The sequence below is a fragment of the Aeromonas sp. S16(2024) genome (genome assembly GCF_041403065.1).
Lineage (GTDB): Bacteria > Pseudomonadota > Gammaproteobacteria > Enterobacterales > Aeromonadaceae > Aeromonas.
On sequence record NZ_JBGLQX010000003.1, the window covers coordinates 101,342 to 115,588 of the forward strand.

Annotated in this window: 13 protein-coding genes and 1 other annotated feature; of the genes, 9 read left to right on the forward strand and 4 right to left on the reverse strand. The window is 60.9% G+C overall.

Features of this window, described 5'->3' with window-relative positions; translation table 11 throughout:
* Positions 1-189: 189 nt before the first annotated feature.
* Positions 190-2,100, reverse strand: a complete 1,911-nt coding sequence (locus tag ACB030_RS03570) for an ATP-dependent DNA helicase (protein WP_371158067.1) — start codon at positions 2,098-2,100, stop codon at positions 190-192.
* A 66-nt stretch (positions 2,101-2,166) separates the two neighbouring features.
* Positions 2,167-2,412 (reverse strand): hypothetical protein, encoded by a 246-nt coding sequence (locus ACB030_RS03575; RefSeq protein WP_371158069.1) that lies wholly within the window; start codon positions 2,410-2,412, stop codon positions 2,167-2,169.
* Between the two features lie 185 nt (positions 2,413-2,597).
* Positions 2,598-2,722: a sequence feature (His leader region), on the forward strand.
* 29 nt (positions 2,723-2,751) lie between these two features.
* On the opposite strand from ACB030_RS03575, the gene hisG reads away from it, so the two are divergent.
* The 8 genes from hisG to hisIE are packed head-to-tail and all read left to right on the forward strand — an operon-like array spanning position 2,752 to position 10,026.
* Positions 2,752-3,648, forward strand: coding sequence for an ATP phosphoribosyltransferase (gene hisG, locus ACB030_RS03580; protein ID WP_371158071.1), 897 nt, complete (start codon positions 2,752-2,754; stop codon positions 3,646-3,648).
* A 12-nt stretch (positions 3,649-3,660) separates the two neighbouring features.
* Positions 3,661-4,971: a histidinol dehydrogenase gene (gene hisD, locus ACB030_RS03585; protein ID WP_371158073.1), complete on the forward strand. Its 1,311-nt coding sequence runs from the start codon at positions 3,661-3,663 to the stop codon at positions 4,969-4,971.
* The gene (gene hisC / locus ACB030_RS03590; protein WP_371158075.1) at positions 4,968-6,068 is read left to right on the forward strand and encodes a histidinol-phosphate transaminase; all 1,101 of its coding nucleotides are present in this window, start codon (positions 4,968-4,970) and stop codon (positions 6,066-6,068) included. The genes hisD and hisC overlap by 4 nt, the downstream gene beginning before the upstream one ends.
* A gap of 12 nt (positions 6,069-6,080) precedes the next feature.
* Positions 6,081-7,232 carry a bifunctional histidinol-phosphatase/imidazoleglycerol-phosphate dehydratase HisB gene (gene hisB / locus ACB030_RS03595; RefSeq protein WP_371158077.1) on the forward strand — a complete coding sequence of 384 codons (1,152 nt, stop codon included), beginning with the start codon at positions 6,081-6,083 and terminating at the stop codon, positions 7,230-7,232.
* Entirely contained in the window at positions 7,232-7,864 is a 633-nt protein-coding gene (gene hisH, locus ACB030_RS03600; protein WP_371158267.1) for an imidazole glycerol phosphate synthase subunit HisH, read from the forward strand. Before hisB ends, hisH begins: the two co-directional genes overlap by 1 nt.
* 5 nt (positions 7,865-7,869) lie before the next feature.
* Positions 7,870-8,625: a 1-(5-phosphoribosyl)-5-[(5-phosphoribosylamino)methylideneamino]imidazole-4-carboxamide isomerase gene (hisA, locus tag ACB030_RS03605; RefSeq protein WP_371158079.1), complete on the forward strand. Its 756-nt coding sequence runs from the start codon at positions 7,870-7,872 to the stop codon at positions 8,623-8,625.
* Positions 8,625-9,398, forward strand: a complete 774-nt coding sequence (gene hisF, locus ACB030_RS03610) for an imidazole glycerol phosphate synthase subunit HisF (protein ID WP_371158081.1) — start codon at positions 8,625-8,627, stop codon at positions 9,396-9,398. The genes hisA and hisF overlap by 1 nt, the downstream gene beginning before the upstream one ends.
* Positions 9,391-10,026, forward strand: coding sequence for a bifunctional phosphoribosyl-AMP cyclohydrolase/phosphoribosyl-ATP diphosphatase HisIE (gene hisIE, locus ACB030_RS03615; RefSeq protein WP_371158083.1), 636 nt, complete (start codon positions 9,391-9,393; stop codon positions 10,024-10,026). Before hisF ends, hisIE begins: the two co-directional genes overlap by 8 nt.
* Before the next feature lie 39 nt (positions 10,027-10,065).
* Here the strand turns inward: hisIE and ACB030_RS03620 are convergent, their stop codons facing one another.
* Together ACB030_RS03620 and ACB030_RS03625 are read right to left on the reverse strand one after the other, a co-directional pair.
* Positions 10,066-11,559: a P-loop NTPase fold protein gene (locus ACB030_RS03620; RefSeq protein WP_371158085.1), complete on the reverse strand. Its 1,494-nt coding sequence runs from the start codon at positions 11,557-11,559 to the stop codon at positions 10,066-10,068.
* Between the two features lie 142 nt (positions 11,560-11,701).
* Positions 11,702-13,324: an acyl-CoA synthetase gene (locus ACB030_RS03625; RefSeq protein WP_371158087.1), complete on the reverse strand. Its 1,623-nt coding sequence runs from the start codon at positions 13,322-13,324 to the stop codon at positions 11,702-11,704.
* Between the two features lie 358 nt (positions 13,325-13,682).
* Here ACB030_RS03625 and ACB030_RS03630 point away from each other — a divergent pair, with 358 nt between their 5' ends.
* Entirely contained in the window at positions 13,683-14,210 is a 528-nt protein-coding gene (locus ACB030_RS03630) for a glycine zipper 2TM domain-containing protein (RefSeq protein WP_371158269.1), read from the forward strand.
* Positions 14,211-14,247: the final 37 nt, after the last annotated feature.

A 14,247-nucleotide genomic window follows, 5' to 3' on the forward strand; every position in this document is an offset into this window, starting at 1 on the left:
TAAAATCAGTCAATGACATAACGTGCGAGCGGGATGTGCTCACCCGTTTTCTTAACATGGCAAATCAGTCAATCGCTATCAACCCGCCAGCCTAGCAGGCCGAATGCGGAGCGCGCCGGGTACGTGGCCTGTCAGGCTCAAGCGCCCCGCTCGAAGAGGTTCCCGCGTGCTTGGAAAGAACCGGCAGACTCAAGCGCCCCGGCCAAAGAAACTCCCCAGCGTCCCTAACTCCCGGGTGCGAGGGATGGCGGGCAGACTCTTGATAAAGGTGGCGCCATAGGGCTTGTTGACCATCCGTGGATCACAGATGACCAGCACGCCGTGATCACTGCGATCACGAATAAGCCGCCCCACCCCCTGTTTCAAGGCAATCACCGCCTTGGGCAGCTGCAGCTCGGCGAAGGGATCCCCCCCCTTGAGCTTGCAATCATCGACCCGCGCCTTGAGCAGCGGGTCGTCCGGGCTCGCAAACGGCAGCTTGTCGATGATAACACAGGACAATGCCGCCCCTCGCACGTCGATCCCCTCCCAGAAACTGCTGGTCGCCACCAGTACGGCGCGGCCATTCTCGACAAACTCCTTGAGCAACCGCTGTTTGTTGTCCTCCCCCTGCAAGAGCACGGTGCGGCCAATCTCCCGGCGCAGCACCTCGGCCACCTGCCGCATCACCTGATGGCTGGTGCAGAGAAAAAAGCAACCCCCCGGCGTCTTGTTGATGAGGGGGATCATCAGCTGGGCCAGCTGCTCGCCGCGCCCGAAGGCATTGGGTTCGGGCAGGAAGCGCGGCACGCACAGGCGCGCCTGTTCGGCGTAGTCAAAGGGGCTGTCGAGGATAAGCTCGGCGCTGCCCGCTAACCCCAACTCGGCGACAAAGTGATCGAAACGGTTGTCCACCGTCAGGGTGGCGGAGGTAAAGATCCAGGCCACCTCGGGCTTTTGCACCTCGGCGCCGAACCGCTCGGCCACCGACAGCGGGGTGAGATTGAGGGAGAAGTGCAGCCGGGAGCAGTCATACCAGTAGGAGAAACCAGTCTGGTTCACCGCCAGCACCTCCCCCAAGCGGGTGCGCAACTCGCAGATCCGCTCGAAGGCATGATCCAGCTGCTCGCCACGCCCGAGCGCCAGTTTGAGCACCTCGTAGCAGAGCCCGATGGCGTCGTTGAGACGGGCCAGCGCCTGGCCCCAGAGCGGCTGGCGCAGGATATCGCGGGTATTGCCGCGCCCCCCGTCTATGCCGAAGGCGAGGCGCAAGTCCTGGCTGGCGATGGAGAGCCGGTCCGCCGCCTTGCCAAGCTGCCCCATGTCGTGCGCCTCGGCACGATAGGCGAGCTGGATGTCCTGCGCCAGATCCAGGATGGTGCGACTGCCCACCGACTTGCCGAAGTAGTTGGTGGCGATCTCAGGCAACTGGTGCGCCTCGTCAAAGACATAGACTTGCGCTTCGGGCACCAGCTCGCCAAATCCGGTGTCTTTCACCGCCATATCGGCGAAGAAGAGGTGATGATTGATCACCACCACCTGGGCATCCATGGCCCGGCGCCGGGCCACCACCAGATGGCAGTCGTCGTAATAGGGACAGTCGCGGCCGAGGCAGTTGTCGTTGGTGCTGGTGACGTGGGCGAGGATCTCGGCGTTCTCCTGCAGCCCCGGAATGTCCCCCACATCGCCGTTATCGGTGGCGGTGGACCAGGATTTGACCTTCACCAGATCGCTGAGGATTTCGGGCTTTTGCAGGTGGGATTCGCTCAAGAGCCGGTTCATCCGCTCGATGCAGAGATAGTTGCTGCGTCCCTTGAGCAGGGCCACCGGCGGAGTGTAGGAGAGCGCCCCCGTGATGGTGGGCAGATCCCGGTAGAAGAGCTGCTCCTGTAGATTCTTGGAGCCGGTGCTGATCACCACCCGCTTGCCGGACTCCAGCGCAGGGACCAGGTAGGCGTAAGTCTTGCCGGTGCCGGTGCCCGCCTCCACCAGCAGACGGCCGCCACTCTTGATGGCGCGCGCCACCGCTTCGGCCATCTCCAGTTGCGGCGCACGGGCCTTGAAGCCCTCGATGTGGCTGGCCAGAGGGCCATCTGGCTTGAACAGGGTCTGGATGGTCAAAGGAGCGTCCCGCGCAAAAGCGGCCATTATGCCAAAAGCATGGCGAAAGCGGGACTGATAATGCGTTCAGACGAAGAGATCGATCTGATGGTCCGGATCCGGCTTGTGATCATCTTCCTGCGCCTTCGGCTGATCACGCCTGGCCGGGTGATGCCCCTGCTGGTACTGCTGGGCACCACCGCCGTTGTCAGTGCCAATCTTGCGCAGCCGATGCTTCTGGCTGATCTGGGTCACCTCCCGCTTGATGTCGTCAGGGCTCGGGGTCGACGGTGCGCGCGGCAAGATGGGGAATAACAGATCCTGGCTGGGCATGGTGATCACTCCTCAGGCTATCTTGATTAGTTATCGACCAGAAAACCGTTTTCTCCACTTTAATCGGGAAAATCACAATTTTGGGTTGCTTTTTCTGTCAAGGCAGGTAGTTTAAATCAGGCGTCAACTACGACATCTTATTCGTAAAGGATTGATTACATGAAGTTCACCCTGCTGAAGACTCATCACCACCATCATCATCCCGAATAGTCTTTCAGGAGGTTGACTGCTGGAAGACACTTAACTGGTGACTTCCAAAAGGACCGCAAGATTCATAAACCCTCGGAAGCACACACTTCCGAGGGTTTTTTCGTTTTTGACTAGAAGGAAACAAGAGCAATGGAAACACAACGTCTGCGCATCGCCATGCAAAAATCCGGTCGCCTGAGCCAGGACTCCCAGGCCCTGTTCAAGAGCTGCGGCCTCAAGATCAACCTGCGTGAACAGCGCCTCATCGCCCACGTGGAGAACATGCCCATCGACATACTGCGGGTGCGTGATGACGACATCCCGGGGCTGGTGATGGAAGGGGTGGTCGACCTTGGCATCATAGGCGAGAACGTGCTGGAAGAGGTGCAGCTCATTCGCGCCTCCCAGGATCTGCCCTATCAGGTCAAGACCCTCAAGCAGCTCGACTTCGGTGGCTGCCGCCTGTCGCTGGCGGTGCCGGAAGATGTCACCTACACAGGGCCACAGAGCCTCGCCGGCAAACGCATCGCCACCTCCTACCCCGGGCTGCTCAAGCGCTTCTTCGACGAGAAGGGTTTGAATTTCAAGAGCGTGATGCTGGGCGGCTCGGTGGAAGTGGCACCGCGCGCGGGACTGGCCGATGCCATCTGCGATCTGGTCTCCACCGGTGCCACTCTCGAGGCCAATGGCCTCAAAGAAGTGGAGGTGATCTACCGCTCCAAGGCGGTGCTGGTGCAGGCTCCCAACCCCTTGTCGGACGCCAAACAGAAGCTCATCGACAAACTGCTGCCCCGCATCCAGGGGATGCAGCAGGCCCGCGAGAGCAAGTACATCATGCTGCACGCCCCCAAAGAGAAGCTCGATGCCATCACGGATCTGCTGCCCGGCGCCGAGCGCCCCACCATCATGCAGCTGGCCGGTGATACCAATCAGGTGGCGCTGCATGTCGTCTCCAGCGAGACCCTGTTCTGGGAGACCATGGAGCAGCTCAAGGCCCTCGGCGCCAGCTCCATCCTGGTGCTGCCCATCGAAAAGATGATGGAATAAGGAAGGGACATCATGCAGACCCTGATCTGGAAGACCCTCTCCCCCGCCCAACAGGCCGACGTGCTGACCCGGCCCGCCCTCAATGACGAGGCGGATATCGGTGCCGTGGTCAAGGAGATCATCGGCGCGGTGCGCAGCCGGGGCGATGAGGCCCTGCGGGAGCTCGGCCTGCGCTTCGAGCGCGCCCCCCGTGAGCAGCTGCGCGTCAGTGAGGCCGAAATCGAGGCCGCCTGCGCGCGGCTGGACGATGAGATCAAAAGCGCCATCGAAGCGGCGATTGCCAACATTCGTACCTTCCACGCCGCGCAAGCGCAACCCGTGGTGCGGGTGGAGACCCAACCCGGGGTGGTGTGCGAGCTGCGCACCCAGCCCATCAGCCGGGTCGGCCTCTATGTACCGGGGGGCAGCGCGCCGCTCCCCTCCACCGTGATGATGCTGGCCATTCCGGCAAGCCTGGCCGGTTGCCGTGAGGTGGTGCTCTGCACCCCGTCGCCGGCCAGCGACGAGATCCTGTTCGCCGCCCGCGCCTGTGGCGTCAAGAAGGTGTTCGCCATCGGCGGCGCCCAGGCCATCGCCGCCATGGCCTACGGCACACAGAGCATTCCCAAGGTGGACAAGATCTTCGGCCCGGGCAACGCCTATGTGACCGAAGCCAAGGGCCAGGTCTCCCGGGACTGGCGCGGCGCCGCCATCGACATGCCCGCCGGCCCCTCAGAGGTGCTGGTGATTGCCGACGAGAGCGCGAGCCCCGCCTTCGTGGCCGCGGATCTGCTCTCCCAGGCCGAGCACGGTCCCGACAGCCAGGTGGTGCTGGTGACCACCTCAACCCTGTTGGCAGATGCCATCGCAGGTGAAATAAAGAGCCAGCTGGCCAAGCTCAGCCGCCGCGACATCGCCGCCCAGGCGCTCGGCAGCAGCCTGGTGATCCTCTGCGACAATCTGGACGAGGCGTGCGCCATCTCCAACGCCTACGCGCCGGAACACCTCATCGTGCAGACCCGCGCCCCCCGCGATCTGCTGGATAAACTCGAGAACGCCGGTTCCATCTTCCTTGGGGCATGGACCCCGGAGTCGGTCGGGGATTACGCCAGCGGCACCAACCACACCCTGCCCACCTATGGCTATGCCCGCACCTGCTCGAGCCTCGGGCTCGCTGATTACCAGCGCCGCTACACGGTGCAGGAGCTGAACATCGAGGGGATCCAGGGCCTTGGCCCCATAGTCCAGCGCATCGCCGATGCGGAAGGGCTGGATGCCCATAAAAACGCCGTCACCCTCAGATTGAACGCACTTTCAAGCCAGCAGCAGAAGGATTTGTCATGAGCATCGCCAATCTGGCTCGCCGCGTGGTGCGGGCCCTCACCCCCTATCAATCCGCCCGTCGCATCGGTGGTCAGGGCCATGTCTGGCTCAACGCCAACGAGGCGCCGCTGGCCTACCCCTTCACCATCGAGGGCAACCGCCTCAACCGTTACCCCGAGTGCCAGCCGGCCGAGGTGGTCAACGGCTACGCTGCCTACGCCGGGGTCAATCCGGATCAGGTGCTGGTGAGCCGCGGCGCCGACGAGGCCATCGAGCTCCTGATCCGCACCTTCTGCGAGGCGGGGGAGGATCAGATCCTCATCTGCCCCCCCACCTACGGCATGTACGCCATCAGCGCCGAGACCTGTGGCGTGGGCATCGTCGAGCAGCCGCTCACCGCCAGCCGTCAGCCGGACTGGCCCGCCATCGCGGATCGCCTCTCCGACGTGAAACTGGTGTTCCTCTGCTCCCCCAACAACCCCACCGGGGATCTGGTGGGCCGCAAGGGGCTCATCGCCCTGCTGGAGAAGGCCCGGGAGCGCGCCATCGTGGTGGTGGACGAGGCCTACATCGAGTTCTGCCCGGAAGGCTCAGTGGTGGATCTGCTGGCCCAGTACCCCAATCTGGTGGTGACCCGCACCCTCTCCAAGGCCTTTGCCCTGGCGGGGATCCGCTGCGGCTTCACCCTGGGGGATCCGGAGGTCATCGCCATGCTGGCCAAGGTGATAGCCCCCTACCCCATCCCCGAGCCCATCGCCCAGATTGCGGCCCAGGCCCTCTCCCCCATGGGGCTGGCGCTGATGCAGGAGCGGGTCGTGGAGCTCAACAAGCAGAAGGCCCTCATCAAGGCCGAGCTGCTCCGGCTTGCCTGCGTGAAAGAGGTGTTCGAGGACAAGGGCAACTTCGTGCTGGTGCGCTTCACCGATGGCGCCGCCGTCTTTGCCGCCATGAAGGCCGCCGGCATCATCTTGCGGGATTTTTCCAGCAAGCCAGGCCTGGACAACAGCATCCGCATCACCATCGGCTATCAGGGGGAGATGGACGCCGTCCTCACCGTGCTGCGTAATCTATCGAACAGCACCCCCTCAGCCAGCAACCCGTCTGCCGCCAGCGTATAAGGAAGTAGCCAGATGAAGACCCCGTTTTTGTTTATCGACCGTGACGGCACCTTGATAGAAGAGCCGGTGACCGACAAGCAGGTGGACAGCCTCGCCAAGCTGCGCTTCGAGCCCATGGTGATCCCGGTACTGCGGGAGCTCCAGGCCGCCGGATACGTGCTGGTGATGGTGACCAACCAGGATGGGCTGGGCACTGCCAGCCTGCCACTGGAGAACTTCCAGCCCCCTCAGGATCTGATGATGCACCTCTTTGAATCCCAAGGGGTGAACTGGGAGCAGGTGCTGATCTGCCCCCACTTCCCCACCGACGGTTGCAGCTGCCGCAAGCCGAACCTCGGGTTGGTGAAGGAGTACCTCGCCTCGGGTCGTATCGACTTTGCCAACTCCTTCGTGATTGGCGACAGAGAGACAGATCTGCAACTTGCCGAGAACATGGGCATCCGCGGCATTCGCTACCAGCCGCAGGATCACGACTGGCTCGCCATCCGTGATCAGCTGCTCTCCAAGGGGCGTGTTGCCGAGGTGGAGCGCTACACCAAGGAGACCCGCATCCAGGTGGCAGTGGACTTGGACAAGAGCGGCGGCAACCAGATTGCCACCGGCATCGGCTTCTTCGATCACATGCTGGATCAGATAGCCACCCACGCCGGGTTCCGCCTCAAGCTGAAGGTCAGCGGCGATCTGCACATCGACGATCACCACACGGTGGAAGATGTGGGGCTGGCCCTGGGTCAGGCCCTGCGTCAGGCCCTTGGCAACAAGCGCGGCATAGGTCGCTTCGGCTTCGTGCTGGCGATGGACGAGGTGCAGGCGGTGATCGATGGCCGCCCGCGCCTGGTTGAAGGCACGAACGAAAGTGCCCAGGCTCCCTCCCTGACCGAGCTGGACGTGGCCACGGCGCTGGACTTGAGCGGCCGCCCCTACTTCGTGTTCGACTGCCCGAGCGGCTTTGGCCGCGACAGCGTGGGCGAGATGGCCACCGAGATGGTGCCCCACTTCTTCCGCTCCCTCTCGGACGCCATGGCCATCACCCTGCAGATGAAGGTCGGCAGCGGCAACACCCACCACCAGGTGGAGGCGCTGTTCAAGGGCTTTGGCCGCGCCCTGCGCCAGGCCATCCGGGTGGAAGGGAGCGAACTCCCCTCCAGCAAGGGGGTACTGTGATGGATGTGAGCAAGCAGAAGCTGGTCATCATCGACACGGGCTGTGCGAACCTCGCCTCGGTGCGCATGGCGTTCGAGCGCCTCGGCGCGGCGCCGCTGGTTTCCAGCAAGGCGGCCGATATCGAGCAGGCGGACAAGCTGATCCTGCCCGGGGTGGGCACTGCGGTGGCCGCCATGAAGAATCTCAACGAGCGTAACCTGGTGCCGCTGATCCGCGCCGCCAAGCAGCCCCTGCTAGGCTTTTGCCTCGGCATGCAGATGCTGGCACAGGCCTCCGAGGAGACCATGAGTGGCAGTGAAGCGCCGGGTGAGGGCTTGATCGACTGCCTCGGCATAGTGCCTGGCAGGATCCGGCTGATGGAGGTGGGCAATCTGCGCCTGCCCCACATGGGCTGGAACCAGATTAAGCACGATGAGACCCATCCCCTGCTCAAGGGGATCCCAAGCGGCAGCTACTTCTACTTCGTCCACTCCTACGCCCTGGAGGTGACTGACGCGACCCTCGCCAGCTGCGACTATGGCCAGCCCTTCACCGCCATCGTAGGGCACGACAACTTCTTCGGCGCCCAATTCCACCCGGAGCGCTCCGGCAGTGCCGGTGCCCGTTTACTGCAAAACTTTCTGGAGCTGTAACAAGGATGATCATTCCCGCAATTGACCTCATCAATGGCCAGGTAGTCCGACTCTATCAGGGGGACTACGGCCAGAAGACCGCATACAGCAGCAGCCCCCAGGCCCGCTTCGACGACTATGTTGCCCAGGGGGCGGCGCAGCTGCACCTGGTGGATCTGGACGGCGCCAAGGATGCAAAAGCGCGCCAGCTTGCCCTCATCACCGAGCTGCTCGCCGTAACCCAGGCGCCGGTTCAGGTGGGCGGCGGCGTGCGCAGCGAGCAGGATGTGGCGGACCTGCTGGCCGCCGGCGCCAACCGGGTGGTGGTCGGCTCCACCGCAGTGAAGTCCCCGGATCTGGTGGCTAGCTGGATGGAGAAATATGGCCCCGAGCGCATAGTGCTGGCGCTGGATGTCAATATAGATGCAGAGGGGAATCGCCAGATCGCGGTGGCAGGCTGGCAGGAGAACAGCGGCGTGAGCCTGGAGGCGCTGATCGAGCGCTTCCTCCCCGCCGGGCTCAAACACGTGCTCTGCACCGACATCAGCCGGGACGGGACGCTCTCGGGCAGCAACGTCGAGCTCTACCGGGATCTCTGCGCCCGCTACCCCAGCGTGGCCTTTCAGGCCTCCGGCGGCATCGGCGGCCTGGCCGACATAGAAGCGCTCAAGGACACAGGCGTCAAGGGAGTCATCCTCGGCCGCGCCCTGCTGGAGGGCAAGTTCGACGTGAAACAGGCCATCGCCTGCTGGACTGCCCCCACCACAGAAGGAGGCCGCTGATGCTGGCAAGACGAATCATCCCCTGCCTCGACGTCAAAGATGGCGTTGTGGTCAAGGGCGTGCAGTTTCGCAACCACGAGGTGATGGGCGGCATAGTCGAGCTCGCCCGCCGCTACGCCGAGGAGGGTGCTGACGAGCTGGTGTTCTATGACATCACCGCCTCCAGCGACGAGCGTGTGGTGGACAAGAGCTGGGTGAGCCGGGTGGCCGAGGTCATCGACATCCCCTTCTGCGTCGCCGGCGGCATCCGATGCGTGGAGGATGCCCGCCAGATCCTGGAGTTTGGCGCAGACAAGGTCTCCATCAACTCCCCGGCCCTGGCCGATCCCACCCTGATCACCCGGCTGGCGGAGCGTTTCGGCGTGCAGTGCGTGGTGGTCGGTATCGACTCCTACTTCGATGGGGCAAGCGGCCAGTATCAGGTCAAGCAGTTCACCGGCGACGAGAGCCGCACCCGCACCACCCGCTGGACCACCCTGGAGTGGGTCAAGGAGGTGCAAAAGCGCGGCGCCGGCGAAATCGTGCTGAACGTGATGAACCAGGACGGCATGCGCCAGGGCTACGATCTCGAGCAGCTCAGGCTGGTGCGGGCCGTCTGCAAGGTGCCGTTGATTGCCTCCGGCGGCGCCGGTGCCATGGAACATTTTCGCGATGCCTTCACCCTGGCCGACGTGGACGGCGCCCTGGCGGCATCCGTGTTCCACAAGGGCCTTATCCCTATTCCCGAATTGAAACGCTGGCTGAAAAACGAAGGAGTCGCCATCCGTGAATAATCAAGCAGTAGACAATGCATTGCCCCTGGCCGAGCGCCTGGACTGGGACAAATGTGACGGCATGATCCCCGCCATCGTCCAGCATGCCGCGAGCGGCGAGGTGCTGATGCAGGGCTTCATGACCCGCGAGGCCCTGGAAAAGACCCAGGCCACCGGCCAGGTCACCTTCTTCAGCCGCAGCAAGCAGCGCCTCTGGACCAAGGGAGAAAGCTCGGGTCATGTGCTGAAACTGGTCGCCATCACCACCGACTGCGATCAGGACTCTCTGCTGATCGCCGCCAATCCAGTCGGCCCCACCTGCCATCTGGGCACGCCCTCCTGCTTCGACGGTCACCCGCTGCCGCCGCTCGGTTTTCTCGCCGAGCTCGAGCAGATCCTGGCATCGCGCAAGGGGGCAGACCCCGCCACCAGCTACACCGCCAGTCTGTATGGCAAAGGCACCAAGCGCATCGCCCAGAAGGTGGGTGAAGAGGGGGTGGAAGTGGCCCTGGCCGCCATGGCGAAGGACAGAGAAGAGCTCATCAACGAATCCGCCGATCTGCTCTATCACCTGACCGTCTTGCTGCAAAACGAAGGCTTGGGTTTGAAGGATGTGGTGCAGCGGCTTTATGAGCGGCACAATAAATAAAGTATCATATTGCTTAACGGGCTATTTGGCCCGTTAAGCTTATTCAAATGACACCGCCAACTCAACCCAATCCCTGTATGTAGACATATCCACTCGTGATTTTTTATGTAAGCACGAATTAAGAACACCTTCTCTTAATTTCTCTGAAAAAACTTCCGCAGTCATTGAACGATATTTCTCATCAAACTCCTTAACATCCCTCTTTAATTTACTATCAATATTTTGATACTCACCCAAGTAACCAAATAAATAGTTTCTAATAAGATCTCTAATAGGGGTTTGGTATACGCCTTGTGTAAACGCACCATTACAGTCACTTTCCATTTTAATACTAACAGTGCCAGAAATATTATTCATGCCGTGTAGTTTAATCACATCGGATTTAATGCCTGATAAAAATGAATGACTACGCCCCGATGAAATTATAGTGTCATAGTCAGATGGTTTGCTTTCATGTAAGGCTATAAGGTAAGCAAGAAAGACTATATTAATAGAGTCATTTTTCATATTCACAAGCACTAACAATGACCTATCAATAAGTTTTTCAGTACTTCTGAGTGAAAGCTGACAAGCATCTGCTATCGATGAAATTATAACCCCAAGTGAGTCCACGCTAAGGCCTGTAGGCCATATATTTTCAAAAACACTGCTATTAAGATAAGTTACATTAGATAAGTGGCTTTCAACAAAATTATGCCTTGAGCCACTAAGCATACTGAATCGCCGATTAAAAAAACGACTTAGATATATATAAGCATCAAATTCGGAACCATAAATTACTTTTACAGCATGTTGTAGTTGTTCTGTATCTGTAGCCAACACAAAGACCACTCTGGGAATATCGAATATATGTTTGATAGTTTCCAGCATTTCTACCGCATAGGAAGGGCGACAGCGATCCAGCTCATCAATCAAAATAAAGGCGGGATAATCCAGTTTTCCTTTACTTAATCCAACAGCTCCTTCCACCCATTGCCGTATTTCTTGTTTAAGATACTGAATAGATTCATAACGCTCTTTCTGATTACTGCATAAAACATCGACCAACTGATTCGCATCCTCTCCTTCCAGAGAAAAATCGTCTTCTTCCAGTCCAGCTTTCTTGATGGCCGCTTTCAACGCAAGCTTGCCGCCGACCTTGAATAATCCAAGTAGCCGCTGGCGCATACCCTCCGGGATTTTATTCTCTTTACCTGCAACCTCTTTTAGCTGATCGATAATCGACGAAATAACCGTCAATAAGGGATCATCGGAAAAGTCCTGCTGCCAGGCATCGATATAGACGGTGGGATAATGCTCTTTAAGTTCCATATACCAGCGCTTGATAAACCAGGTTTTACCCGCGCCCCATTCGGCATTGAGGTTCAGCACATAGTTGCGCTCTTTGCCCTCTGCCGCCAGATAGTTGGTCAGAAACTCGGCATAGCGAGCGCGCTCCAGTCGATCTCCTGCTAGCGTTTCCTCTCCCCCTTCAATGGCTCCAGGCCCATCCCATGAAACAGATTCCACCCAATCAAATGTTGCAAGCGCCATAGTATTTCCCTGTCTCGATACTGAGCAGGATATTACCAGAGTGAGTTCCGAAAGAGTTTGATGAACATAGGATTTGGCGCCATATCATCCCGAGGCAATATGGCGCCGACTCAAGCGCTCAGAAGAGAGTAACGTCCAACCCTCACTCCAGCTGTTTTCGCAGCATAAATTTTTGCACCTTGCCGGTGGAGGTCTTGGGCAGAGGGGTGAAGATGATGCGTTTGGGGGCCTTGAAGTGGGCCATCTGCTCGCGGCAGAACGCAATCAGCTCCGCCTGACTGAGCACCCGCCCCTCCTTGAGCTTCACAAAGGCGCAGGGCACCTCCCCCCACTTCTCGTCCGGCATGGCGATCACCGCGGCCTCGTCCACGTCCGGGTGGCGATAGAGCACGTCCTCCACCTCCAGGCTGGAGATGTTCTCTCCGCCGGAGATGATGATGTCCTTGGATCTGTCCTTGATCTCCACGTAGCCGTCCGGGTGCCAGACCGCCAGATCCCCGCTTCGAAACCAGCCGTCCGCCATCGCCTCTTCGCTCGCCGCCGGGTTCTTGAGATAGCCCTTCATGACGATGTTGCCACGCAGGAAGATCTCCCCCAGGGTCTTGCCATCCCGGGGCACAGGCTCGCCGCTGACGGGGTTGGCCACCCGCATCTCTCCCTGCAGCGGTGAGGCCACCCCCTGGCGCGCCTTGAGCCGGGAGAGCGCCGTGGCATCCTGCCCCTGCCAGCTTCGCTGGGGCTCGCACAGCACGCAGGGGCCATAGGTCTCGGTCAGGCCATAGACATGGGTCACGGCGATCCCCATGGCTTCCATGCCGGCGATCACGGTGGCGGGTGGCGCCGCCCCCGCCGTCATCGCCTTGATGGGATGGTCAAGCCCCAGTTTCAGGGCCGGATCGGCGTTGTTGAGCATATTGAGGACGATGGGAGCGGCGCAGAAATGGCTCACCTTGTGCGCGTGCAGCGCCTCATAGATGGCGCCCGCCTGTACGTGGCGCAGGCAGACGCTCACCCCGGCGGTCGCCGCCAGGGTCCAGGGGAAACACCAGCCGTTGCAGTGGAACATCGGCAGGGTCCACAGATAGATGGGGTGCTTGGGCAGCTCCCAGGAGAGCGCGTTGTTGACCGCGTTCAGGTGGGCGCCGCGATGGTGGTAGACCACCCCCTTGGGGTTGCCCGTGGTGCCCGAGGTGTAGTTCAGCGAGATGGCCTGCCACTCATCTTGCGGCAACCAACCGGGCTCCTGTTCATCCCCCGTGGCAATGAAGGCCTCGTAGGTCAGCTCGCTCACCAGCTCCCCCTCCTGATAGGTCGGATCGTCGATGGCGATCACCAGGGGCTGGCTGTCGATGAGAGAGAGCGCCTTGCGCACCAGGGCGCCAAACTCCCTGTCTACCAGCACGGCCTTGCTCTGGGCATGCTGGAAGATGAAGGCCATGGACTCTGCATCGAGCCGGGTGTTGATGGTGTTGAGCACGGCGCCGCTCATGGGCACCCCGAAGTGAGCCTCGAACATGGCCGGGACATTGGGGGCGACGATGGAGACGGTATCACCCTCGCCGATGCCGTGCTGGCGCAGGGCCGAGGCCAGCCGGCGACAGCGCACCTCGGTCTGGGCCCAGCTCTGGCGCAAGGGACCGTGGATCAGCGCCGGGTAGTCCGGATAGACCCGAGCCGCCCGGGCCAGAAAGCTCAAGGGGGTCAGGGCCTCGAAATTGGCAGCGGTCTTCTCAAGATCTGTCTCGTAGATGTTCGGCTTTGTCATCGGGTTCCTTCCTCATCGGGGTGCAAAGCGGCGGTGCAGCCGTGAACGCGCCCTGGCATCGTGCCGGCGGCGGCTTTCTGGTACTAAATGCAAGGGTATCAAGGGGATCTGCGGGCCGATATTAGCAAAACGTCTTAGGCAGGCCTGGCACCACGGCTGCGGGCCTGCGCCCTCCACCGGCCATCCCTTTTGTCGCCAAACACAGACGCCTTTTTGTCGCGGTCACTTTTTGCGCAGTCAGGCCTTGTCGCAGACCAGGGCCCCTTTGCTTGAGTGGGAGACGCAAAATGACAAGAATGTTCACAAGCCCCGAGAGCGGGCAATCACAGTAGACAGGAGTAAAGAGATGAACAAATCCATGTTGGCAGGTGTCGGGATCGGTATTGCCTCTGCGCTGGCATTGTCGGCGGCAGCCAGCGGATCCCTGTTTTCATCAGAGCCCCAGTTTGCCGAGGTGCTGGCCAGCAAGCCGGTGACCGAGACCATCAAGACGCCGCGCCAGGAGTGCCGCAACGTCACCGTCACCCACCGCAAACCGGTGCAGGACGAGCACAAGATCCTGGGCACAGTGGTCGGCGCGGCCCTCGGGGGCGTGGTGGGCCACCAGTTCGGTGGTGGCAGCGGCAAGAAGGTCGCCACGGCGGCGGGGGCCGTCGCCGGCGGCTATGCCGGCAACCAGGTGCAGGGCAACATGCAGGCGGGGGACACCTACACCACCACCGAGCAGCGCTGCAAGACGGTGCAGGATAGCAGCACCCGCACCCTGGGTTATGACGTCACCTACCGCCTCGCCGGTCAGGAGGGGGTGATCCGCATGGAGAAACAACCCGGCCCCACCATACCGGTCAAGGATGGCAAGCTGGTACTGAGCAACGTGCAGGGTTGATACTCCGTTAGGAGCGCCCAGCCATGGAGAAGGCCCA